The 21,673-nt window shown below is 71.2% G+C and carries 21 protein-coding genes; 7 read left to right on the top strand and 14 right to left on the bottom strand.

Annotation, left to right across the window (positions count from 1 at the left end):
- Positions 1 to 47: 47 nt before the first annotated feature.
- The 3 genes from GRC12_RS15430 to leuA all read right to left on the bottom strand — a co-directional run bounded on the left by GRC12_RS15430 (position 48) and on the right by leuA (position 4,868).
- Positions 48 to 2,129 (bottom strand): MMPL family transporter, encoded by a 2,082-nt coding sequence (locus GRC12_RS15430; RefSeq protein ID WP_208779819.1) that lies wholly within the window; start codon positions 2,127 to 2,129, stop codon positions 48 to 50.
- A 137-nt stretch (positions 2,130 to 2,266) separates the two neighbouring features.
- Complete coding sequence (locus tag GRC12_RS15425; RefSeq protein ID WP_208779818.1) at positions 2,267 to 2,962, bottom strand: TerB family tellurite resistance protein; 696 nt, start codon at positions 2,960 to 2,962, stop codon at positions 2,267 to 2,269.
- 184 nt (positions 2,963 to 3,146) lie between these two features.
- Complete coding sequence (gene leuA / locus GRC12_RS15420) at positions 3,147 to 4,868, bottom strand: 2-isopropylmalate synthase (RefSeq protein WP_208779817.1); 1,722 nt, start codon at positions 4,866 to 4,868, stop codon at positions 3,147 to 3,149.
- A gap of 374 nt (positions 4,869 to 5,242) precedes the next feature.
- Here leuA and GRC12_RS15415 point away from each other — a divergent pair, with 374 nt between their 5' ends.
- The 4 genes from GRC12_RS15415 to GRC12_RS15400 all read left to right on the top strand — a co-directional run bounded on the left by GRC12_RS15415 (position 5,243) and on the right by GRC12_RS15400 (position 9,265).
- Positions 5,243 to 6,316 carry a M4 family metallopeptidase gene (locus GRC12_RS15415; RefSeq protein WP_208779816.1) on the top strand — a complete coding sequence of 358 codons (1,074 nt, stop codon included), beginning with the start codon at positions 5,243 to 5,245 and terminating at the stop codon, positions 6,314 to 6,316.
- A 21-nt stretch (positions 6,317 to 6,337) separates the two neighbouring features.
- Positions 6,338 to 6,604 (top strand): protealysin inhibitor emfourin, encoded by a 267-nt coding sequence (locus GRC12_RS15410; protein ID WP_133041078.1) that lies wholly within the window; start codon positions 6,338 to 6,340, stop codon positions 6,602 to 6,604.
- An 85-nt stretch (positions 6,605 to 6,689) separates the two neighbouring features.
- Positions 6,690 to 8,015 (top strand): GH1 family beta-glucosidase, encoded by a 1,326-nt coding sequence (locus tag GRC12_RS15405; protein WP_208779815.1) that lies wholly within the window; start codon positions 6,690 to 6,692, stop codon positions 8,013 to 8,015.
- Entirely contained in the window at positions 8,012 to 9,265 is a 1,254-nt protein-coding gene (locus GRC12_RS15400; RefSeq protein WP_208779814.1) for an MFS transporter, read from the top strand. The genes GRC12_RS15405 and GRC12_RS15400 overlap by 4 nt, the downstream gene beginning before the upstream one ends.
- Before the next feature lie 61 nt (positions 9,266 to 9,326).
- Here GRC12_RS15400 and GRC12_RS15395 read toward each other — a convergent pair whose 3' ends face one another.
- On the bottom strand, positions 9,327 to 10,181 hold the full coding sequence (locus GRC12_RS15395) for an NAD-dependent epimerase/dehydratase family protein (RefSeq protein ID WP_208779813.1): 855 nt from the start codon (positions 10,179 to 10,181) through the stop codon (positions 9,327 to 9,329).
- Between the two features lie 119 nt (positions 10,182 to 10,300).
- On the opposite strand from GRC12_RS15395, the gene GRC12_RS15390 reads away from it, so the two are divergent.
- A complete protein-coding gene (locus tag GRC12_RS15390; RefSeq protein ID WP_208779812.1) occupies positions 10,301 to 11,158 on the top strand; it encodes a helix-turn-helix transcriptional regulator in 858 nt (285 codons plus the stop codon).
- 33 nt (positions 11,159 to 11,191) lie between these two features.
- On the opposite strand, the gene era is transcribed toward GRC12_RS15390, so the two are convergent.
- On the bottom strand, positions 11,192 to 12,145 hold the full coding sequence (era, locus tag GRC12_RS15385) for a GTPase Era (RefSeq protein ID WP_208779811.1): 954 nt from the start codon (positions 12,143 to 12,145) through the stop codon (positions 11,192 to 11,194).
- A 139-nt stretch (positions 12,146 to 12,284) separates the two neighbouring features.
- On the opposite strand from era, the gene GRC12_RS15380 reads away from it, so the two are divergent.
- Both GRC12_RS15380 and GRC12_RS15375 read left to right on the top strand, forming a co-directional pair.
- Entirely contained in the window at positions 12,285 to 13,607 is a 1,323-nt protein-coding gene (locus GRC12_RS15380) for an ammonium transporter (RefSeq protein WP_244372876.1), read from the top strand.
- On the top strand, positions 13,604 to 13,942 hold the full coding sequence (locus GRC12_RS15375; protein WP_133041072.1) for a P-II family nitrogen regulator: 339 nt from the start codon (positions 13,604 to 13,606) through the stop codon (positions 13,940 to 13,942). The genes GRC12_RS15380 and GRC12_RS15375 overlap by 4 nt, the downstream gene beginning before the upstream one ends.
- A gap of 71 nt (positions 13,943 to 14,013) precedes the next feature.
- On the opposite strand, the gene GRC12_RS15370 is transcribed toward GRC12_RS15375, so the two are convergent.
- The 9 genes from GRC12_RS15370 to GRC12_RS15330 all read right to left on the bottom strand — a co-directional run.
- Positions 14,014 to 15,024 carry a DUF916 domain-containing protein gene (locus tag GRC12_RS15370; protein WP_208779810.1) on the bottom strand — a complete coding sequence of 337 codons (1,011 nt, stop codon included), beginning with the start codon at positions 15,022 to 15,024 and terminating at the stop codon, positions 14,014 to 14,016.
- A 64-nt stretch (positions 15,025 to 15,088) separates the two neighbouring features.
- Positions 15,089 to 16,405, bottom strand: coding sequence for a beta-xylosidase (locus GRC12_RS15365; protein ID WP_133041070.1), 1,317 nt, complete (start codon positions 16,403 to 16,405; stop codon positions 15,089 to 15,091).
- A gap of 154 nt (positions 16,406 to 16,559) precedes the next feature.
- A complete protein-coding gene (locus GRC12_RS15360; protein WP_208779809.1) occupies positions 16,560 to 17,036 on the bottom strand; it encodes a hypothetical protein in 477 nt (158 codons plus the stop codon).
- Between the two features lie 231 nt (positions 17,037 to 17,267).
- A complete protein-coding gene (locus tag GRC12_RS15355) occupies positions 17,268 to 17,621 on the bottom strand; it encodes a cytidine deaminase (protein ID WP_208779808.1) in 354 nt (117 codons plus the stop codon).
- Between the two features lie 31 nt (positions 17,622 to 17,652).
- Positions 17,653 to 18,012: an MmcQ/YjbR family DNA-binding protein gene (locus GRC12_RS15350; RefSeq protein ID WP_208779807.1), complete on the bottom strand. Its 360-nt coding sequence runs from the start codon at positions 18,010 to 18,012 to the stop codon at positions 17,653 to 17,655.
- Positions 18,009 to 19,313 (bottom strand): hemolysin family protein, encoded by a 1,305-nt coding sequence (locus GRC12_RS15345; RefSeq protein ID WP_208779806.1) that lies wholly within the window; start codon positions 19,311 to 19,313, stop codon positions 18,009 to 18,011. The genes GRC12_RS15350 and GRC12_RS15345 overlap by 4 nt, the downstream gene beginning before the upstream one ends.
- On the bottom strand, positions 19,310 to 19,807 hold the full coding sequence (gene ybeY / locus GRC12_RS15340) for an rRNA maturation RNase YbeY (protein WP_208779805.1): 498 nt from the start codon (positions 19,805 to 19,807) through the stop codon (positions 19,310 to 19,312). Before ybeY ends, GRC12_RS15345 begins: the two co-directional genes overlap by 4 nt.
- Positions 19,808 to 19,821: 14 nt before the next feature.
- Entirely contained in the window at positions 19,822 to 20,892 is a 1,071-nt protein-coding gene (locus GRC12_RS15335) for a PhoH family protein (RefSeq protein ID WP_208779804.1), read from the bottom strand.
- A 118-nt stretch (positions 20,893 to 21,010) separates the two neighbouring features.
- The coding region (locus GRC12_RS15330) for a carbohydrate kinase family protein (protein WP_244372875.1) at positions 21,011 to 21,673 on the bottom strand (663 nt) is incomplete at its 5' end.

The raw sequence follows: 21,673 nt of genomic DNA, 5'->3' as shown, positions 1-21,673 counted from the left end.
CCGCGGCAGGGACGCTCTCGTCTGCGTCTGCTCCACGGGGTTCAGCTTCACACGGGTTCCCGCCGGCGCTGCGGCCGCACGGGCTCCGGCTCCCGCGACAGCCGCCCCGGCCACCACACCCGCCGCCCGAGCAGCATGCTCGCCGTCGTCACCAGGTACGTCCGCACCAGGAAGGTGTCGAGGAGCACCCCGACCGCGATCACGAACCCCAGCTCGACCAGGGGCACCAGCGGCAGCGTGGTCAGCACGGCGAAGGTCGCGGCGAGGACGACACCGGCGGAGGCGATGACCCCGCCGGTGGTGCGCAGCGCGGTGAGCGCGGCCGTCCGCGGTTCGGCGCCGGCGAGGGACTCCTCGCGCATCCGGTGCATGAGGAAGATGCCGTAGTCGACGCCCAGGGCCACGAGGAACACGAAGGACAGCAGCCCGAGGCCCGAGTCCGTGCCGTGGAAGCCCAGCACCGGCCCGAACACCAGGCCCCCGATCCCGAGCGCCGCGCCCCACACCGCGACGACCGCGACGAGCAGCATCAGCGGCGCGACGAGGCTGCGCAGCAGACCCACCAGGATCACGAACACGGCGGCCAGCACCAGCGGCACGACGACCTCACGGTCCCGGGCCTGGCTGTCGGCGAGGTCGAGCTGCTGGGCGCTGGGTCCGCCGACATGGGTGCCGTAGCGGTGGTCGAGCCCGGCGCGCAGGGCCTCGATGGTCCGCGTCTCGCCCGGGCTCTCGGGGGCGGCGGTGGGAAAGACCCGCACCTCGGTCCAGCCGCCTCCGCTCCGCCCGGCCGTCGCCTGCCCGACCCCGTCCGTCGCCCGGGCCGCGGCCAGTACCGCGTCGGCCTTCCCGGTCGGCGCGATGACCGTGACGGGCTGGCTGCTGTGCCCCGGGTAGGCCTGCGCGAGCGTCCGCGCGGCGACGATCGACTCGGGCCTCGTGGTGAAGGAGTCCTCCTGCCTGAGCGAACCGGGCAGGTGCAGGACACCGAGCGCCAGCGCTCCGAGCAGCACCGCCCCGCCGGCCAGCACGGCGACGGGCCGGCGCGTGGCGGACGTCCCCATCGCGGCGAACAGCGACCGCCGCGCCCTCGGCTCGCTCCCGAGGGCGGGGATCATCGGCCAGAAGACCCGCCGCCCCAGCAGCACCAGCACGGCGGGCAGCAGGGTGGTCATGGCGAGCAGCGCTGCCAGCACACCGACCGTCCCGACCGGTCCCATCCCGCTGCTGCTGTTGAGATCGGCGGCGAGCAGGCACAGCAGCCCGGCCGCGACCGTGGCCGAGGACGCGAGGATCGCCGGGCCGCAGCCCTTCAGCGCGGCACGCATGGCGTCGTACGGCCGCTCGTGCCGCCGTAGCTCCTCGCGGTAGCGGGAGATGAGCAGCAGCGCGTAGTCGGTGCCGGCGCCCAGGACGAGCACGGTCATCACACCGCCGCTCTGGCCGGTGACGGTGACGCCGAAGGCCTCGTGCAGCGCGTACCCGGCGGCCATCGCCAGACCGGCTGCGACCCCGGCCGTCGCGAGCGGGACGAGCCAGAGGAAGGGGCTGCGGTAGATGAGCACGAGCAGGACGGTGACGACGCCGAGCGTGGCGTACAGCAGCGTGCCGTCGAGGCTGCCGAAGACCTTGCCCATGTCGGTGTTGAGCGCGCCGGGCCCGCCGACCCGCACGCTCAGCCCGTCGCCGCCGTCCGCGATGACCCGGACCCCGTCGACGAAGGCGTCCCGCGCCTTGTCGTCCTGGCCGGGCCGGGTGCTGGAGACGGGGTACATCAGGGTGCTGCCGTCCCGGGAGGGGACGGCCCGCGGCGTGCCGGTGAGCGGGTACGCGGCCTCGATCCGGGCGACCTGCTCGCCTGCCCTCTCCTTGTCGGCGGATGTGAGCCCGCCCGCCCGGTGGTAGACGACCAGCAGGTCGGTGGCCTCCCCGCCGGGCAGCCGGTCCTGGACACGGGCCACCCGGGTCGAGTCCGCGCTGTCGGGCAGGTAGTCCACGGACCGGTTCTGCTGGATCCCGGAGAACTTCCCGGCGAACGGCCCCACGAGCACCAGCGCGGCCACCCACAGCCCGACCACCGCCCAGGGCACGGCCCGCCGACGTCCCGCTTCTGTCCTACCGGCCCCCATGGACGGGCCTCCCTCCGCTCGGGTGTCTGGTTCGCTTCCAGACTTCCGGCGCGCAGGGACGCGTTCGTCGGGCGTGGGATCGAGTTCGGGGCTACTGCGGGGGGAGGCCGCCGTACGGCGTTACTCCCGCGGGAGTATCAGGACGGCGTCCGTGCCGCCGCCAGCAGCCGCTTGACGTCGTCCGAGCAGATGGTCAGGGCCGCGCCCACCGTGGTCAGGACGTCCCGTTCGGGGGGCGTGTAGGGGCCGTCGGCGAGGGCGATGCGGGCGGCCTGGAGGAGGATCGACTCGCGGCCCACGGGGGCGAGGTGCGGGGCGAGGGGGTCGAGGGCCTCGTGCAGCTCTATGGCCAGACCCGCGCCGCCCGGCTCGCCGTAGACCCGGCCGGTGTCCGCGGCCAGGGCGTCGACCAGGGCGCCGAGCTGGTCCTCCGTGCAGTCCTCGAAGCCGGCGGCGCGGACGGCGGCCGCGGCCGTCTCCAGCGTCGTACGGGCGCAGGTGCCGCCCGCCGCGAGGACCGCGAGCGCGACGGTGTGCACGGCGTCGCGGAGCATCGCGGAGAAGCGGGTGGTGGTGGGGTGGTCCAGGGCGTCCGTGCCGAAGTGGCGGCCGCAGGCCGCGCACTCGACGACCGGGCCGGTCTCGCCGCGCGGCAGGACCGGGACGCCGAGGAGGGTGAAGCGGCGGCGGCCGGTCATCCGCTGGTAGTTGCGGTCGCCTCCGCAGCCCAGGCAGAAGAACTCGCCGTCCCCGACGGGCGTCCACGCGGTGCGGGTTCCCAGGAGGCGCGCAGGCCTGGCGGCCCGGCCGTTTCGTCCCCGTACTGGCAGCACGTCGCACCTCCTTAACACCGCGGCAACATCGCAGCGGTGTCGTGATGTTAGCCACATCGGGGAGGCGCAGTCAGTACCCCGGAAGAGACCTTTCCGTGACCTCCACGAAGAGGTGGCCGAAAAGGGGCGGGGCCCCGGTCGCCGTATACGACGATCAGGACCCCGAACCAGCACGTCAGAGGGGTCAGCGGGCGGCGCGGTTGACCGCCGAGACGACCGCCTTCAGGGAGGCACGCGTCGTGTTCGCGTCGATGCCGATTCCCCACAGAACCTTGTCGTCGATCGCGCATTCGATGTAGGAGGCGGCCTGCGCGGAGGCGCCCTCGCTCATCGTGTGCTCCTGGTAGTCCAGCAGCCGGGCGTCGACGCCGATCTTCTGCAGGGCGTCGAAGAAGGCGGAGATCGGGCCGTTGCCGGTACCGGTCAGGACGGTGTCCTCGCCGTCCACGGTCGCCTCGACCCTGAGCGTGTCCACCCCGTCCGTGTCGGTCGTCGACTGCCCGTTCCTGACCTGGATACGGCCCCACGGGTTCTCGGGGTTCGGCAGGTACTCGTCCTGGAAGACCGCCCAGATGTCGGAGCCGGTGACCTCGCCGCCCTCGGCGTCCGTTTTCGCCTGGATGATCTTCGAGAACTCGATCTGCATCCGGCGCGGCAGGTCCAGCTTGTGGTCGTTCTTCAGGACGTACGCGATACCGCCCTTGCCGGACTGCGAGTTGACCCGGATCACGGCCTCGTACGAGCGGCCCACGTCCTTCGGGTCGATCGGCAGGTACGGCACCGCCCACTCGATGTCGTCGACCGTCACGCCCTTGGCGGCCGCGTCGGCCTCCATCGCGTCGAAGCCCTTCTTGATGGCGTCCTGGTGGGAGCCGGAGAAGGACGTGTAGACCAGGTCGCCCACGTACGGGTGGCGCGGGTGGACCTCCATCTGGTTGCAGTACTCCCACGTACGACGGATCTCGTCGATGTCGGAGAAGTCGATCTGCGGGTCGACGCCCTGGGAGAACAGGTTCATGCCCAGGGTGACCAGGTCGACGTTGCCGGTGCGCTCGCCCTGCCCGAACAGACATCCCTCGACGCGGTCGGCGCCGGCCATCAGCGCCAGCTCGGCGGCGGCGACGGCCGTACCCCGGTCGTTGTGCGGGTGGATGGACAGGCAGACGTACTCGCGGCGGGACAGGTTGCGGCCCATCCACTCGAAGCGGTCGGCGTGGGTGGAGGGCGTGGAGCGCTCGACGGTCGCCGGCAGGTTCAGGATGATCTCGCGGTCCGGGCCGGGCTGCCAGACGTCCATGACCGCCTCGCAGACCTCCAGCGCGAAGTCCAGTTCGGTGTCGGTGAAGATCTCCGGGCTGTACTGGTAGCCGAACTCGGTCTCCGGGCCCAGCAGCTTCTCCGCGTACTCCATCACCAGCCGCGTGCCGTCGACGGCGATCTGCTTGATGTCGTCCTTGGAGCCCCGGAAGACGACCCGGCGGAAGACGGGCGCGGTGGCGTTGTACAGGTGGACGTTGGCCCGCTTGGCGCCCTTCAGCGACTCCACGGTCCGCTCGATCAGGTCCTCGCGGGCCTGGGTCAGTACGGAGATGGTGACGTCGTCGGGAATGACCCCGGGCTCCTCGATGATCGACCGTACGAAATCGAAGTCCGTCTGGCCCGACGCCGGGAAGCCGACCTCGATCTCCTTGTAGCCCATCTTCACCAGCTGGTCGAACATCCGGCGCTTGCGCTCGGGCGACATCGGGTCGATCAGGGACTGGTTGCCGTCACGCAGGTCGGTGGAGAGCCAGCGGGGGGCCTGGGTGATCCGCTTCTCGGGCCAGGTGCGGTCGGGGATGTCGACCTGCTCGTACTTCCCGTACTTGTGGATCGGCATGCTGCTGGGCTGCTGGCGGTTCGCCATGATTGCGGGGCTCCTCTTGGTGTCCGGAAGGACGGCCGACGACGCAACACGAAGCTCCGCGGGGAGGGAGTCGACCTGTCCTACAGGCCCTCGCCGCGGCAGCTAAGAAGAAGCAGCCCGAAACGCATGATGCGAAGCATGCTAGCCGAGCCGGCTCAGAAAGGCGGCCCCGTATCAACATGCGGGACTGGGACGCGCCCCACAGGGGCGCGGGGCTGTGTCGATGTGCGGCTCCGCCGCGTGGGCGCGAGCAACCACCCACCGCCTAAGCGGCATAACACAGTGCAACCACCAACGGCGGGAGCATCCCCATATTTCACCAATCATGGTCGCACCTAGTGACATACAGCTAACGCAGTGCCATCGTGCCGGGCATGACGAAGACCAACGGGGGCTCAGAGCCCGTCTTCTGCACCGTCGTACCGCCGCACATCCTCGACAAGCTGGCCCAGCACGAGGACCCGGCGCTCGCCAACGCCGCTCGCAAGACCCTCGAGCGCGACGCCTTCGAGCGCACCCACCGCCGTCTGACCACCGTCATCGGCGCCCCTGCCGTCGCCCCGCCCACCGGAGCGACCGCCGAGCAGCCCCACCGCACCATCTACGACGCCCGCCACGGCACCGACCTGCCCGGCCACAAGGTCCGCGGCGAGGGCGACGACCCCGGCAAGGACGCCACCGCCAACCGCGCCTACGCCGGTCTCGGCGCCACCTTCGAGCTGTATCTGAAGGCCTACGAGCGCTACTCGATCGACGGCAACGGGCTCCCGCTCGACGCGAGCGTGCACTACGACAAGGACTACAACAACGCCTTCTGGAACGGCGAGCAGATGGTGTTCGGCGACGGTGACGGCGAGATCTTCCTCGACTTCACCATCCCGATCGACGTCATCGGCCACGAACTCACCCACGGCGTCACGCAGTACACGGCCAACCTGACCTACTTCGGCCAGCCCGGCGCCCTCAACGAGTCCCTGTCCGACGTCTTCGGCTCGCTGATCAAGCAGTACACGCTCGGCCAGACCGCCGCCGAGGCCGACTGGCTGATCGGCGCCGGCCTGCTCGCGCCCCGGGTGACGGGCAAGGCGCTGCGTTCCATGAAGGAGCCGGGCACGGCGTACGACGACGACGTCCTCGGCAAGGACCCGCAGCCCGCGACCATGGACGACTTCGTCCGCACCGGCCGTGACAACGGCGGCGTCCACATCAACTCCGGCATCCCCAACCACGCCTTCTACCTGGCGGCGAACGCGCTCGGCGGCCACGCCTGGGAGAAGGCCGGCCAGATCTGGTACGACATCCTGACCGGCGGCGAGCTGAAGAAGGACGCCCTGTTCGCGGACTTCGCCAAGCTGACGGTCGCGGCGGCGAAAGCCCGCTTCAGCGACGGTGAGGAGCTTCAGGCCGTTCTGAAGGCCTGGGAGCAGGTCGGGGTGCGCACGTCGTAGTTCCGTACTAGACACGGACCCATGCGTATTCGAGTGAGGCGCACGGGTGGATTCGCGGGCATCGAGCGCCGCGCCGAGGTGGACACCTCGGGGCGGCCCGACGCGCACGAGTGGCAGGCCCTGGCCGAGAAGGCGGTGGCCGCCGGCCGGGCCACGCCGCCGGCGGGCGTGCCCGACGGGTTCAGCTACGAGATCACGGTCGACGGCAGGACGGTGTACGCCGCCGATCCCCGGCTCACCGAGGAGCAGCGGCAGCTGATCTCCCGGGTACTGAAGGAAGGGGCGTGAGAGTGGGGCGCGAGGACGGGCCGTGAGGGACGGTCGTAACGACCGGTTCACGTCAGGGCGTTGACTTCCGTTACCGGCGGTAAGGATGATCCCGCCCATGGCGACTGATGCAGGCAATCCGATACCCCGCTTCCCGGCCGGTTTCCTCTGGGGCGTGTCGACCTCGGCCCACCAGATCGAGGGCGCCGTCGACGAGCGCGAGCCCTCGGTCTGGGACGCCTTCACGGCCGAGCCGGGGCGGGTGAAGGACGGTTCCACGGCGGCGGTGGCCTGCGACCACTACCACCGCTACCGCGAGGACGTGGCCCTCCTGGCCGGCCTCGGCGTGGACGCGTACCGCTTCTCGGTCTCCTGGCCGCGGGTGAACTTCCCCGGCGGCCTGGACTTCTACGACCGTCTCGTGGACGAGCTGCTGGCCGCGGGCGTCCGCCCCGTCCCCACCCTCTTCCACTGGGACCTGCCCGTCACCCTGGACTGGCTGGAGCGCGACACGGCCTCGCGGTTCGCGGAGTACGTGTCCGTGGTCGCCGAGCGGCTGGGCGACCGGGTACGGAAGTGGATCACCCTCAACGAGCCCGCCGAACAGACCCTGCTGGGGCACGCGCTGGGCGCCCACGCGCCCGGCAAGCAGCTGATGTTCGACGCGCTTCCGGTCGCCCACCACCAGCTGCTGGCCCACGGTCTGGCCGTACGGGCCCTGCGCGCGGCCGGTGCCACGGACATCGGGATCGCCAACTCGCACGGTCCGACCTGGCCGGCGTCCTCGGAACGGGCCGACGTCGACGCGGCCGACTTCTACGACCTGCTGCTCAACCGGCTGTTCTCCGACCCCCTGCTGCTGGGCCGGTACCCGGACGGCATCGGCGAGTTGATGCCGGGTGACGTCGAGGCCGATCTGAAGGTCATCGCCGAGCCGATCGACTGGTACGGGATCAACTACTACGCGCCGACCCGCGTGGGCGCCCCGCAGGGCACGGACATCGAGTTCGGCGGCCTCACCATCCCGGCCGAACTGCCCTTCTCCGTGCGGGAGATCGAGGGCGTACCGGTGACCGACTTCGGCTGGCCCGTCGTCCCCGAGGGCCTGACCGAACTCCTCACCGGCTTCCGCGAGCGCTACGGCGACCGGCTGCCGCCCGTCGTCATCACCGAGAACGGCTGCAGCTACGAGGGCCTCGACGACCAGGACCGGATCACCTACCTGGACGGTCATCTGCGCGCCCTGCACCGGGCGGTGGAGGCGGGCGTGGACGTGCGCGGGTACTTCGTGTGGTCGCTGATGGACAACTTCGAGTGGGCGGAGGGCTACGCGCGCCGCTTCGGGCTGGTCCACGTGGACTTCGAGACGCAGGCGCGGACACCGAAGGCCTCGTACGGCTGGTTCCGGGACGTGCTGCGGGCGCAGAGATGACGACCACCCGGCCCCCGCAGGCACTCGCCGAGCCGACCGAGCGGGTCGGCCGGGGCTGGACCGCCTCCCTCTCGCTCGCCAACGGGGCGATCTGGGTGGGCTGGTACGGCCCCCTGCAGATCCTGCTGGCCTCCCAGGCGAAGGACTTCGCGCCCGGCTCCGGCATGTCGAAGGAGACCATGCTGGCCTGGGTGACCGGGATCGGCGCGGTCGTCTCCCTGGTCGCCAACCCCTTCTTCGGCGCCCTCTCGGACCGCACCACCGCGCGCTGGGGCCGCCGTACGCCCTGGATCGTGGCCGGGGCGGCGGGCGGTGCGCTGTCGCTGCTGGTCCTCGCCGTGGCGGACGGGATGGCGACGATGACACTCGGCTGGTGTCTGGTCCAGCTGACGCTGAACGCGGCCTTCGCGGCAGTGACGGCCGCGGTGCCGGACCGGGTGCCGCGGCTGCAACGCGGGTCCGTGGGCGGCTGGTTGGGGGTGGCGCAGATCCTGGGCGTGGTCGGCGGGACCGGGCTCGCGACGGCGTCCGGCGGGATCGGGGCCGGGTATGTGGCGTGCGCGGTGTTCACGCTGCTGGGCGTGCTGCCGTACGTGCTGCGGTATCCGGATCTGCGGCTGGGGGTCGCGGACCGGCCGGAGTGGTCCTGGCGCGGCTTTCTCTCCGGGTTCTGGCTGAGTCCGCGGCGGTACCCCGACCTGGGATGGGCCTGGCTGACCCGCTTCCTGATCAACCTCAGCAACGCGCTGGTGCTGCTGTACCTGCTCTACTACCTGCGCGACCGGCTGCACTACCACGACCCCGACCAGGGCGTGCTGATCCTGACCGCGGTGAACGGCGTGACCCTGCTCGCCACGGTGGTGGTGGGCGGGGTGTGGTCGGACCGGACGGGGCGGCGCAAGCCGTTCGTGCTCTGGTCCGGGGTGCTGATGGCGGTGGCGACGGGGGCGCTGGCGGGCTGGCAGACCTGGCCGGGAGCACTCGCCGCGGCGGCCGTGCTCGGCATCGGCTTCGGCGTCTTCACCTCGGTCGACTTCGCGCTGATGACGGACGTCCTGCCCAAGGCCCTGGACCGGGGCAAGGACCTGGGCGTGATCAACGTGGCCAACGCCCTGCCCCAGGTCGCGGCACCCGCCCTCGCCGCGCCGATCGTCACCTACCTCGGCGGATACCGGGTGCTGTACCTGGTGTCGGCGGTGATCGGGCTGGCGGGGGCGGTGCTGGTCCAGCGGATCCGGGGCGTGGAGTGACCTGGCGTGGAGTGACTGGGCGTGCAGTGACCTGGCGTGGAGTGACCGGGCGTGGAGTGACCTACAGGGCGCCGGCGTCCCGGGCCGCGTAGACCGACGGGTAGCGGGGGCGGTAGCCCAGCTCGCGGCGGATGCGGTCGGTGGACATGATCACCAGCCATGGGTCGGGGTCGGTGCGCTCGTGCAGTTCGGCGGGCACCTCGGCCCCGTTGAGCTGGTGCAGCTCGACCGCCGTGACGGGGGCGTCGTCTGCGATGTTGTAGATCCGGCCGGCGATGCCGGGGGCGTGCAGGACGCGCAGCAGGCCCTGGGCGACGTCCGCGTGGTGGCCCATGTGCAGGCGCTGGGTGGCCGCCCACTGCCCGGCCCAGCGCAGCGACTGGGCGAGGTGCGGGTCGCCCTCGCCGTAGACGAAGGGCAGCCGGGCGATCCGTACGTCCAGGCCCTCCATCGCCAGCAGTTGCCGTTCGGCCTCCGCCTTCGATGCGGGGTAGGCGCCCCACATCGAGCCGCCGGGCCGGCTCTCGTCCTCCTCGGTCACCGGACGGCCCCGCCCCACGCCGTACACCAGCCCGGTGCTGACCTGCACGAAGCGCCGCACACCGGCGGTCAGGGCGGCGCGGCCCAGCTCCACCGCCGCGTCCCGGTTGACGGCCCACGCCTCCTCGTCCGGGACCCCGCGGAAGGCGGCGGCGACGTTGACGACGGCGTCGGCTCCGGCGACCGCCTTGGCGAGGGCCTCGTCGTCCCGTACGTCCCCGATCACGACCTCGGCGCCGAGCCGGGCGAACGGCTCCGCGCGCGCCGCGTCCCGCACCAGGATCCGCACGTTCTCGCCCGCCCGGGCCTGTGCCAGCAGCCTCGGCACGAAGCGCCGTCCGACCTGTCCCGTCGTACCCGTGACCAATGTCAGCATGTCCTGCTCCTCTCGTCCCCACCCACCCTTCAGCGGGACGCCGGCCACCGGGAGAGACCTCCCGATCAGGGGATCGGCAGTCCCTGGATAAGCCGGGCCGGCTCCCGCACGCTGGAGGGGTGAACCGAGCCGAACTCGCCGACTTCCTGCGCCGTGGCCGTGCCCGCCTGGACCCCTCCGACGTGGGTCTCGCGGCCGGCCCGCGCCGCCGCACGCCGGGGCTGCGGCGGGAGGAGGTGGCGCAGCTGGCCGGGATGTCGGCCGACTACTACACGCGCATGGAGCAGTCCCGGGGGCCGCGGCCGTCCCGGCAGATCCTGACGGCGCTGGCCCGCGCGCTGCGGCTGACGGACGACGAACGCGACCACCTGTTCCATCTGGCAGGCGAGGAGCCGCCGCGCCGGGGTGGCGCGTCCACGCACGTCAACCCCGGTCTGCTGCTGGTCCTCGACCGCCTGCACGACACCCCGGCGATGGTCTCGACGGACTGCGGGGAGGTGCTGGCGCAGAACGCGATGTCGAGGGCGCTGAGCGGCGACGTGTCGGCGCGTCCGCCCCGGGACCGCAACATGCTGCGCCGCTTCTTCCTGGACCCCGCGGCCCGGGACCTGTTCCCGCCGGAGGACGTACCGGCCCACGCGCGCAGCCATGTGGCGAGCCTGCGGGCGGTGGCCGCGTCCCGCCCCGACGACCCGGAACCGGCCACGCTGGTGGCCGAACTGCTCGCCTCCAGCGAGGAGTTCGCGCGCCTGTGGGACGACCACGAGGTGGCGGTCCGCCGCCAGTCCACGAAGCGCTTCCGCCACCCCCTGGTCGGCCTCCTGGAACTGGACTGCGAGATCCTCCTCACCGAAACCGGCCACCACCACCTGATCCTCCACACGGCCCGCCCGGGCACGGAGTCGTACGAACGCCTGCAGTTGCTGCGGGTGGTGGGGTTGCAGGACCTGACCCCGTCAGAAGCCGAGACGCCGTAGCCGCCACGCCGACGGGCCGGGGAGGGTCCCGGCTCAGAACCCCAGGCGGCGCAACTGCTTCGGATCCCGCTGCCAGTCCTTCGCGACCTTCACATGGAGGTCCAGGAACACCGGCGTCCCCAGCAACGCCTCGATCTGTTTGCGGGACTTGATGCCGACCTCCTTCAGGCGCTTGCCCTTGGGGCCGATGATGATCCCCTTCTGGCTGGGGCGTTCGATGAACAGGTTGGCGTGGATGTCGAGGAGGGGCTTGTCGGCGGGGCGGTCCTCGCGCGGGAGCATCTCCTCGACGACGACCGCGATGGAGTGCGGCAGCTCGTCGCGGACGCCCTCCAGCGCCGCCTCGCGGATCAGCTCGGCGATCATGACCTGCTCGGGCTCGTCCGTGAGGTCGCCCTCGGGGTAGAGCGCGGGCCCCTCGGGCAGCAGCGGCACGAGGAGGTCGGCCAACAGGCTCACCTGCTTGTCGCCGACCGCCGACACCGGCACGATCTCCGCCCACTCGAAGCCGAGTTCCTTGCCCAGCTGGTCGATGGCGATCAGCTGCTCGGCGAGGGTCTTGGAGTCGACGAGGTCGGTCTTGGTGACGATCGCCACCTTGGGCGTCTTGCGGATCCCCGCCAGCTCCTTGGCGATGAACCGGTCACCGGGGCCGATCTTCTCGTTCGCCGGGAGGCAGAAGCCGATCACGTCCACCTCGGCCCACGTCGTACGCACGACGTCGTTGAGCCGCTCCCCCAGCAGCGTGCGCGGCTTGTGCAGCCCCGGGGTGTCGACCAGGATGAGCTGGGCGTCCTCCCGGTGCACGATCCCCCGCACGGTGTGCCGCGTGGTCTGCGGCTGGTTCGCGGTGATCGCCACCTTCTGCCCGACCAGAGCGTTCGTGAGGGTGGACTTGCCCGCGTTGGGGCGCCCCACGAAGCAGGCGAAGCCGGCACGGTGGACGGTCTCGCCCGACTCTTCGGATGACTGGGTACGAACGCTCATGCCGCCCATTCTCCCTGATCCCCGGACCCCCGCCGTACCGTGAGGATTCGGTAACCCCACCGCAACGAAACGTCACGGAAACACAGCCGTACGCAACCGGAAACGCACGCCGGTGACCCTCTGACGAGCCCCCACCTCGATGGAGACGACCGTGCCCCTCGCCGCCGCGCAGATCAACACGGGCGACACCGCCTGGCTGCTCGCCGCCACCGCCCTGGTCCTGCTGATGACCCCGGGCCTGGCCCTCTTCTACGGCGGCATGGTCCGCACGAAGAGCGTCCTCAACATGCTGATGATGAGCTTCGTGTCGATCGCCCTGGTCACCGTGGTCTGGCTGGCCGCCGGCTACTCGCTCGCCTTCGGCGACGACATCGGCGGCGGACTCATCGGCGGCCTGAAGCACGCCGGCATGGCGGGTCTGGGCCCCGACAGCGTGCACGGCTCCGTCCCCACCGTCCTGTTCGCCACCTTCCAGCTCACCTTCGCGATCATCACGGCGGCCCTGATCAGCGGCGCGATCGCGGACCGGGCCAAGTTCTCGGCGTGGCTGGTCTTCGTGCCAGTGTGGACGCTGCTCGTATACGTTCCGGTCGCGCACTGGGTCTGGGGCCCGGGCGGCTGGATCCTGGACCGCCTCGGCGCCCTGGACTTCGCGGGCGGTATGCCCGTCGAGATCGCCTCCGGCGCCTCGGGTCTCGCCCTCGCGCTGGTCCTCGGCCCGCGGCTCGGTTTCAAGAAGGACGCCATGCGCCCGCACAACCTGCCGATGGTGATGCTGGGCGCGGGTCTGCTCTGGTTCGGCTGGTTCGGCTTCAACGCCGGCTCCGCGCTCGGCGCCAACGGCCTCGCGGCCGCCGCGTTCCTCAACACCCTCGCCGCCGGCTGCACCGGTCTGCTCGGCTGGCTCTTCGTCGAGCAGAAGCGGGACGGCCACCCGACGACCCTGGGCGCCGCGTCCGGCGCGGTCGCGGGCCTGGTCGCGATCACACCGTCCTGCGGCACAGTCTCCCTGCTGGGCGCCCTCGTCGTCGGCCTCGCCGCCGGTGTCGTCTGCTCGTACGCGGTGAGCTGGAAGTTCCGGCTGAACTACGACGACTCGCTGGACGTCGTCGGCGTCCACCTGGTCGGCGGTGTGATCGGCACCCTGCTGATCGGAGTCTTCGCCGAGAAGGCGATGACCGGCGGGACGGAGGGCCTGCTGTACGGCGGCGGGCTCGCCCAGCTGGGCAAGCAGGCGGTCGGGGTGGTGGTCGTGGCCGCGTACGCCTTCGCGGTGACGTACGGCATCGGCAGGCTGCTCGACAAGGCCATCGGCTTCCGGGCGGCCGAGGAGCACGAGCACACCGGCCTGGACCTTACGGTGCACGCCGAGACCGCATACGATCACGGCGTCCTGGGCCACGGCGCCCCGGTCAGCGCGTCCGTGGTCCCCTCCGTCCGGAAGGCCGAGAGCCAGGCATGAAGCTCATCACCGCGATCGTCAAGCCCTACCGCCTCGACGAGGTGAAGACGGCCCTGCAGGAGATCGGCGTGCACGGCCTGACCGTGACCGAGGCCAGCGGCTACGGCCGCCAGCGCGGCCACACCGAGGTGTACCGCGGTGCCGAGTACCAGGTCGACCTGGTGCCCAAGGTCCGCATCGAGGTCGTCGTCGACGACACCGACGCGGACGCCGTCATCGACGCGATCGTCAAGGCCGCGCAGACGGGCAAGATCGGCGACGGCAAGGTCTGGTCCCTGCCGGTCGAGACGGTCGTCCGGGTACGCACGGGAGAACGCGGCCCGGACGCTCTCTGAGACACCACCGGCGAAGGAAGCACTGCCCGGCGCGCACACGGAGCAGGCCGCCCGGGCATCCGCCGCGACGCTCATCGCCCCGACGGATGCCGCTCCCGCACGGCGTCGCGCGCCGAAGCCGGGGATCCCGTGGGGCGCGCCGGACCCTGACCGGCCGCACGCGTCCGGCGGGATCTGACGAAGAGCACCGTGCCCACGGCCAGCGCCGCCAGCAGCACCGCCGTCGCGATCCACGGCACCGCGAAGAAGGACGCGCTCGCCGACTCCCGGGTGTCCTGCGCGCTCGCCGTCAACGTGATGTCGCCCCAGTCGAGTTGGGGCGCACCGCGCCACGGCTCCGTGAGGTGCACGCGCTGGCCCGGCAGGAGTTCGGAGGGGATGCGGGACAGGTCGCGGGAGAGCAGGGTCCGGCCGAACAGGCCCTGCGCGCGCAGCTCCACCTTGGGGTCGAGCGTGACGTTGCCGGTGTTGTGCAGGGTGTAGGAGATCGTCGACGTGCTGGTCCCGAAGCCGGGGACGAGCGGCTGGCTGTGGCTGATGTGGACGTTCTCGACGGAGATCGCGGGGAGGGTGGGTCCGCCGACGCGCAGGTAGACACGGGCGGCGACCGCGCGCTGCACGCCGAGCGCCAGGGACCCGCTGCCCTGGTCGATCCGCTCGTCCAGCGCGACCAACGCGCCCGGATGGTCGCCGGGTTCGGCCCCCTCGGGGACCCTCAGCGTGAAGGGAACGGTGACCCTGCCGTGCGCGGGGACGGTGATCCGGGACGTGGCGGGTCTGGCCCAGGCCCCGACGCCCAGCTGCCTCTCGTGCAGCGTCCGCACCGCGAAGCCGCCGTCCCGGGCGGTGTTGTAGGCGTCGGCGGCGTAGAGGCGGAAGGTCAGCGGCCCGGCGGTCTTGTTGGCGACGACGACCTTGTCCGAGACGGTCGTACCGGGATCGGCGGAGAGGTAGAAGTAGGGGCGCGCGGCGATCTTCGAGGCGAGGGGATAGACCGACCAGCTGCCGTTGTCGGCGGCGTGCGCGGGCGTGGCGAGAGCGGCGAGGAAGAGACCGAGCAGGAGGACGGAGAGCTTTCTCATGGGTGCGGACCCCCACGGACTTCGGCGGTAGGAGAGCAACGGGCGGGTGCGGACGCCCGTACGGTCAGCTGAGCGTCAGGGTCAGGACCCCGGAGTACGACCCGGGAGGCGTGAACGCCGGTACGTCCAGGGAGAGCTGGGCGTCCGCGGTGAACTCGCCGCCGGTCAGCGTGCCGTTGGGGGTGGACGCCAGGGTCGCGCCCGAGGTGCCCACCGTGCCCGCCGACCCCGCCTGACAGGTGCTGGGGCTGCCCGCCTTGGTGGCACAGGCGGGGGTCCAGCTCAGCTTCCCGGCGTCTATCTTGGCGCCGGGTCCGGTGAAGTCGGTGACCTTGCCGGTGAGCGACCAGCCGGCCGGACCGCCGCGGAAGTCCTTGACGGTGACGGTCTGCAGCTTGCCCGTGGAGGCCCCGCCCTTGCCGAAGTCCACCGCCGACAGCGCGACGGAGTCCCCGGCCTGGGACATCGACAGCGTGCCCGCGTTCACGGTGGTCGTCAGCTTCTGACTCCCGGCCGGGATCGGCGTGTTGTCGATGACCGTGTACGTGGCGGGCCCGGCGCCCAGGGCGTCGCTGTACGCGCTGCCCTCGTACGCCACGATCCCGGTCGTCGTCTTGTCGTTGACGACGAGGGAGCCGCTGATCTTGCCGCTGGCGTCGGCGGTGACGGTGGCCTTGTCCGCGGTCTGGGTGGATCCGGACCGTCCGGCCAGGGTCACCGTGGCGCCCGCGGTGAAGCCGGTGCCGCTGACGCCGACGCTGTCACCGGGGTTGCCGGACGCCTTGTTCAGCGTGATGGCACGGGTGTTGACCGGGGTGGAGTTCGTCGCCGTGACGGTCTCGGAGACCGGGGCGGGCGGGTTGGTCACCGTGCACGGGGTGTCCAGCTCCAGGATGTAGCTGGTGTGGATGTTGTAGTCGCCGGGCGAGAGCTTGATCGCTCCCGGCGCGGTGACCTTGAAGGTGCCGGTCATGGAGAACGACGGGAAGGCGCCGTTGCCGGGCACCGGGTCGTTCTTCTTGGGGCCGGCGACCGTGACGTCCCCGGTCTGCGCACCGGTGAGGGTGATCTTGCCGGTGGGCGTCATGATGTCGGCCGGCAGGGCGATCGCGGTGGGGTTGCTGGCGGCGGGCTTGACCACCGTGTAGGTCACGGTGACGGTGTCGCCGACCTTCGGTGCGGTGTTGTCCACCGAGATGCTCGCCGTGGTGGTGCCGTCGATCGGCGGGATGCCGGCGACGGCGGGCGGGATGCAGTGCGTGGGGAAGTCCACGTTGGTGGCGGCGCCGGCCGGACAGGCCAGGGCGCCGCCCGCGGTGACCGCGAGCGCGGCCGCCCCGAACAGCGACGCCAGACGGCGTCTTCGGTTCTGCGAACCCATGGGTGTGCCCCCTCTTCTTCTGTGCTCGCTGGGGGCATTGATGTGTGGATCGCGTGAGAAGTCAATGGAGATGCCGAAATGAACTGATGGACCGTCAGTTCCTGTGTGTCCGCTGGGAACTGACGGTCCGCCGGCTGAGCAGCCCGGGCTCGGATCAGTCGAACACGAACGGTCCGGGCGATTGCGGTCCGGTCGCCGTGCAGGTGACGGTGATCCCGAAGACGACCAGCTGCAGCGAGCCGCCGTAGGCCTCCAGGCTGTCACCGGAGGCGACGGTGCCGTCTAGGGGGCCGACGGTGACGGGGTCACCGGCCGCGATCGCGGGGTTCTTGGTCCCGCTGAACGTGCTGGTGCTGCCATTGGTGTTGTTCACCAGGGTGAGCGTCGAGGAGATCGAGTCCTGCGACAGGGCGATCGGGGCGGTGACGGCCGACGTGACGGTGATGGTGGCCGCCGTGCCGTCCTGGGTGGCGGTGAGCGTGGCCTCGCCGCTGCCGAAGGCGCCGCAGTCCGCGCTGATCGTCGCGGTCTGCGGGGTGACGGCGAGGGCACCGGGCGCGAACGCCAGCGAGGCGGCCGCGAGGGCCCCCACCACCATGGCCGCACCTGCTCCTGTGCGTTTGCCTCTCATGGGGAATCCGGCTCCCTTCCCGTGTCTGGGAAAGCCATGTGGGGATGGATGGGAGAGGTCCGGACGGGCCGCCGGCAGGCGCGGTGCGGGGCGCCAAGTGGGGGGTGGCGTAAGGAATCTGACGGACCGTCGGAACTACGGATTCCATTGATGCCCGAGAGACACGCAAGCGGCAAGGACGATTTCCGGCCGACTCCGGCCGCTTCGGGCCGACTCTGAAAAGGGCGGTTTTCAGCCTGCGGTGACCGTGCCGCGTACCGTCCCGTCGGGTCCGGCGAGCAGCACCGGCGTCCCCTCCCCGCCGAGATCCCGTACGGCCGCCAGGTCCTGCTCGGGCACGGACCCGGCCTCGGTCACCACGGCCGCCGCCTCCAGGGACTTCGCACCCGAGGCCACCGCCATCGCCACCGCCGTGCGCAGCGCGCTCAGCTCCAGCGAGGCGAGCGCGACGGTCCCGGCGACATACGTCCGCCCGGTCTCGTCCCGTACGGCCGCCCCCTCGGGCACACCGTTGCGCGCCCGCGCGGAACGGGCCAGGGTGACGATCTTGCGGTCCTCGGGACCAAGCGCGCTGCTGTCGGTCATGAGCCGAGCATAACCACCGCCGCCGCGCAGCTCAGGGGCGGTCGAGGCGGAGCCGCTCGGCGCGCGGCAGACCGGCCACGACCAGGTCGTAGGAGTCCTCGACGAGTTCCCGCACCAGGCCGTCGGGCAGGTCGCCGTCGACCGTGACGGTGTTCCAGTGCCGCTTGTTCATGTGGTAGCCGGGGATGATCAGGCCCGGGTGGTCGGCGCGCAGCCGGATCGCGTCCTCCGGGTCGCACTTTAGGTTCACCGTGAGTGGCCGATTGTCGAGCCGGCTGAGCGCGAACATCCTGCCCAGGACCTTGAAGACGGAGATCTCCGGCGAGAACGGGAAGTCCTCCACGGCCGCGTTGAAGGACAGACAGAAGCCGCGCAGCTCCTCGGGGGTCATGCGTCCTTCTCCTCCTCGGCCGGACCGGCCGGCCCCACCGGCTCCACCAGCACCGTGACGATCTTGTTCCGGCGGCCGGCGGCGGCCTCGGCGGTCAGGCGCAGTTCACGCCCGTCCGGAAGCTCGACCGCGCTGGACGCGCCCGCGATGGGCACGCGGCCCAGGGCCTTCGCGAGCAGACCGCCGACGGTCTCCACGTCCTCGTCGTCGTACTCGTCGAGCCCGTACAGCTCGCCGAGGTCGGTGATGTCGAGGCGGGCGGTGACGCGGTAGCGGTCCTCGCCGAGGTCCTCCACGGGCGGCAGTTCGCGGTCGTACTCGTCGGTGATCTCGCCGACGATCTCCTCCAGGATGTCCTCGATGGTGACGATGCCGGCCGTGCCGCCGTACTCGTCGATGACGACGGCGACGTGGTTGCGCTCCTGCTGCATCTCGCGCAGCAGATCGCCGGCGTTCTTGGTGTCGGGGACGAAGGCGGCGGGCCGCATCGCCGTCGACACCAGCTCGCTCTCCGCGTCCCGGCTGATGTGCGTCTTGCGGACCAGGTCCTTCAGGTACACGATCCCGACGATGTCGTCCTCGCTCTCGCCGGTGACCGGTATGCGCGAGAAGCCCGAACGGAGCGCGAGGGTGAGGGCCTGACGGATGGTCTTGTAGCGCTCGATGACCACGAGGTCGGTGCGCGGGACCATGACCTCCCGGACGAGCGTGTCGCCGAGCTCGAAGACCGAGTGCACCATCCGGCGCTCCTCGTCCTCGATCAGCGACTCCTTCTCCGCGAGGTCGACCAGCGCCCGCAGCTCCGCCTCGGAGGCGAACGGTCCCCGGCGGAAGCCCTTGCCGGGGGTGAGCGCGTTACCGATCAGGATGAGGAGGTTGGGCACCGGGCCCATGATCCGCGCGAGGGGCACCAGGACGTACGCCGCCGCCGTCGCCGTGTTGAGCGGATGCTGGCGGCCGATGGTGCGCGGCGAGACGCCCACGGCGACGTACGACACCAGGACCATCACGCCGATCGCGGCGAGCAGGGCGCGGGTGGTGCCGTCGACGGACTGCAGACAGGCATACGTCACCAGGGCCGCGGCCGCCATCTCGCAGGCGACGCGGACCAGCAGGGCGACGTTCAGATACCGGGTGGGGTCGGCGGCTACCTGCGCGAGCTTCGCGCTGCCGCGGCGGCCGGAGCGGACCGCCTCCTCGGCGCGGAAGCTGGAGACACGGGCGAGGCCCGCCTCCGCACAGGCGGCGAGCCACGCCACGACGACCAGGGCGACCGCGCCCGCGACGATCTGACCGCTCATGAGACGGTGGGGGCCGGGGACGGACCGGTCAGGCCCCTCTCCGCGCGCCAGCCGTCCACGATGGCCGCCTGCAGACCGAACATCTCGGCCTTCTCGTCGGGCTCCTCGTGGTCGTAGCCGAGCAGGTGCAGCACGCCGTGGACGGTGAGCAGCTGGAGCTCCTCGTCCATGGAGTGCTGCGTCTCGGCCTCCTCGCCCTGCTTCTTGGCGACCTCGGGACACAGCACGATGTCACCGAGGAGGCCCTGCGGGGGCTCGTCGTCGTCCTTCGACGGCGGACGCAGCTCGTCCATCGGGAAGGACATGACGTCCGTGGGCCCCGGCAGGTCCATCCACTGGATGTGCAGCTGTTCCATGGCGTCGGCGTCCACCACGATCACCGAGAGCTCGGAGAGGGGGTGGATGCGCATCCGTGCGAGTGCGTAGCGGGCGATGTCGAGGATCGCCTGCTCGTCGACCTCGGTTCCGGACTCGTTGTTGACGTCGATCGACATGGCGCTGTGTGTGTCTACTTCCCCTTGTGCGCGGACTTCCCCCGGCCGCCCTTGTGGGTGCCGTTCTCCGTGCCGTGCTTGCTGTCGTACTTCTCGTACGCGTCGACGATACGGCCGACCAGCTTGTGCCGTACGACGTCCTGGGACGACAGGCGGGAGAAGTGGACGTCGTCGAGGCCCTCCAGGATGTCCTGGACCTGACGCAGACCCGACTTGGTGCCGCTGGGCAGGTCGACCTGGGTCACGTCACCGGTGATCACGATCTTCGAGTCGAACCCGAGCCGCGTCAGGAACATCTTCATCTGCTCGGGGCTCGTGTTCTGGGCCTCGTCCAGGATGATGAAGGCGTCGTTCAAGGTACGGCCACGCATGTATGCCAGCGGCGCCACCTCGATCGTCCCGGCCGCCATCAGCCGCGGGATCGAGTCCGGGTCGAGCATGTCGTGCAGCGCGTCGTACAGGGGTCGCAGATACGGGTCGATCTTCTCGTACAGCGTGCCCGGCAGGAAGCCCAGACGTTCGCCGGCCTCGACCGCGGGGCGGGTCAGGATGATGCGGTTGACCTGCTTGGACTGCAGGGCCTGCACCCCCTTGGCCATGGCGAGGTAGGTCTTGCCGGTACCGGCGGGGCCGATGCCGAAGACGATCGTGTGCTTGTCGATCGCGTCGACGTACCGCTTCTGGTTGAGGGTCTTGGGGCGGATGGTGCGGCCGCGGGAGGACAGGATGTTCTGCGTCAGTACCTCGGCCGGGGTCTCCTGGCCGTCGCTCGTCCCGTTCTCGCTCGCCTTCAGCATGGCGATCGAGCGTTCCACTGCGTCCTCCGTCATCGGCTGCCCGGTGCGGAGCACCAGCATCATCTCTTCGAACACGCGCGAGATGAGGGCGACGTCGACCGGGTGGCCGACCGCGCTGATCTCGTTGCCCCGGACGTGGATGTCGGCCGCCGGGAAGGCCTTCTCGATCACGCGCAGGAGGGAGTCGCCTGATCCCAGCACGGTGACCATCGGGTGCTGGGCGGGAACCGTGAACTGTGCTCTCGCCTGCTCCTGCGCGGGGGTGTGAGCTGTGGGTGTCTGAGTCATGGGCCGGCTCTGTAGGCCTGCGGTTCCTCCTCGTCACGGCCGCGCAGCTGAGGGCGGCCTCGCGGTTCCAAGGGTACGACGGTGCACTGACAACGCCGTAGGGCTTTTCGGCGTCCGGCTAGGCCGAGCGCCCGAACCCGATCGTCGGCACCGCCCGCCGCAGCGGCCACGGGCGGGTTGCTCCCTCCGCCGGAACCAGCGCGTCCAGGAAGGCGTACCGGCTCAGCGCCTCCGGCTCCTGTCCCTCCACCGACTGCACCTTCCGCCACCAGGCGCCGATCTCCGCCCAGCCAGGGGCCGAGAGGGAGCCGCCGAACTCCTGGACGGACAGGGCCGCCGTCAGTCCGGCGAAGGCGAGCCGGTCGGCGAGCGGCCAGCCCGCCAGGGTGCCGGTGACGAAGCCGGCCACGAAGACGTCACCGGCGCCGGTCGGGTCCAGGGCCTCCACGGCGATGGCGGGGACCTCCGCCGTCTCCCCGGTCCGCCGGTCCACGGCGTAGGCGCCCTCCGCGCCCAGGGTGACCACGGCGAGCGGCACGTGTTCAGTGAGGGCGTGGGCGGCGGCGCGCGGACAGGAGGCGCCGGTGTAGCGCATGGCCTCCTCCGCGTTGGGCAGGAAGGCCTCGCAGTGCTCAAGGTCGGCCAGGCCCGTCAGGTCCCAGGCCCCGGTGTCGTCCCAGCCGACGTCGGCGAAGATGCGGGTGCCGCGGCTCGCGGCCTGGGCGATCCAGGGGGCGCGCGTGCCGGGGGTGAGGGAGGCGACGGCCGCGCGGGCGTAGGG

Origin of the sequence: Streptomyces griseorubiginosus (assembly GCF_017614965.1) — a bacterium.
GTDB classification, from domain to species: domain Bacteria; phylum Actinomycetota; class Actinomycetes; order Streptomycetales; family Streptomycetaceae; genus Streptomyces; species Streptomyces griseorubiginosus_B.
The sequence above is the reverse complement of the archived record's forward strand: the minus strand, read 5'-3'. Positions and strand labels throughout refer to the sequence as shown.

What these genes read in the sequence shown, in the direction of transcription:
- GRC12_RS15430 (WP_208779819.1), bottom strand. Translation starts at nt 2,129, where the DNA reads ATGGGGGCCGGTAGGACAGAAGCGGGACGTCGGCGGGCCGTGCCCTGG.
- leuA (WP_208779817.1), bottom strand. Translation starts at nt 4,868, where the DNA reads ATGGCGAACCGCCAGCAGCCCAGCAGCATGCCGATCCACAAGTACGGG.
- GRC12_RS15415 (WP_208779816.1), top strand. Translation starts at nt 5,243, where the DNA reads ATGACGAAGACCAACGGGGGCTCAGAGCCCGTCTTCTGCACCGTCGTA.
- GRC12_RS15410 (WP_133041078.1), top strand. Translation starts at nt 6,338, where the DNA reads ATGCGTATTCGAGTGAGGCGCACGGGTGGATTCGCGGGCATCGAGCGC.
- GRC12_RS15405 (WP_208779815.1), top strand. Translation starts at nt 6,690, where the DNA reads ATGATCCCGCCCATGGCGACTGATGCAGGCAATCCGATACCCCGCTTC.
- GRC12_RS15400 (WP_208779814.1), top strand. Translation starts at nt 8,012, where the DNA reads ATGACGACCACCCGGCCCCCGCAGGCACTCGCCGAGCCGACCGAGCGG.
- GRC12_RS15395 (WP_208779813.1), bottom strand. Translation starts at nt 10,181, where the DNA reads ATGCTGACATTGGTCACGGGTACGACGGGACAGGTCGGACGGCGCTTC.
- era (WP_208779811.1), bottom strand. Translation starts at nt 12,145, where the DNA reads ATGAGCGTTCGTACCCAGTCATCCGAAGAGTCGGGCGAGACCGTCCAC.
- GRC12_RS15380 (WP_244372876.1), top strand. Translation starts at nt 12,285, where the DNA reads ATGGAGACGACCGTGCCCCTCGCCGCCGCGCAGATCAACACGGGCGAC.
- GRC12_RS15375 (WP_133041072.1), top strand. Translation starts at nt 13,604, where the DNA reads ATGAAGCTCATCACCGCGATCGTCAAGCCCTACCGCCTCGACGAGGTG.
- GRC12_RS15370 (WP_208779810.1), bottom strand. Translation starts at nt 15,024, where the DNA reads ATGAGAAAGCTCTCCGTCCTCCTGCTCGGTCTCTTCCTCGCCGCTCTC.
- GRC12_RS15365 (WP_133041070.1), bottom strand. Translation starts at nt 16,405, where the DNA reads ATGGGTTCGCAGAACCGAAGACGCCGTCTGGCGTCGCTGTTCGGGGCG.
- GRC12_RS15360 (WP_208779809.1), bottom strand. Translation starts at nt 17,036, where the DNA reads ATGAGAGGCAAACGCACAGGAGCAGGTGCGGCCATGGTGGTGGGGGCC.
- GRC12_RS15355 (WP_208779808.1), bottom strand. Translation starts at nt 17,621, where the DNA reads ATGACCGACAGCAGCGCGCTTGGTCCCGAGGACCGCAAGATCGTCACC.
- GRC12_RS15350 (WP_208779807.1), bottom strand. Translation starts at nt 18,012, where the DNA reads ATGACCCCCGAGGAGCTGCGCGGCTTCTGTCTGTCCTTCAACGCGGCC.
- GRC12_RS15345 (WP_208779806.1), bottom strand. Translation starts at nt 19,313, where the DNA reads ATGAGCGGTCAGATCGTCGCGGGCGCGGTCGCCCTGGTCGTCGTGGCG.
- ybeY (WP_208779805.1), bottom strand. Translation starts at nt 19,807, where the DNA reads ATGTCGATCGACGTCAACAACGAGTCCGGAACCGAGGTCGACGAGCAG.
- GRC12_RS15335 (WP_208779804.1), bottom strand. Translation starts at nt 20,892, where the DNA reads ATGACTCAGACACCCACAGCTCACACCCCCGCGCAGGAGCAGGCGAGA.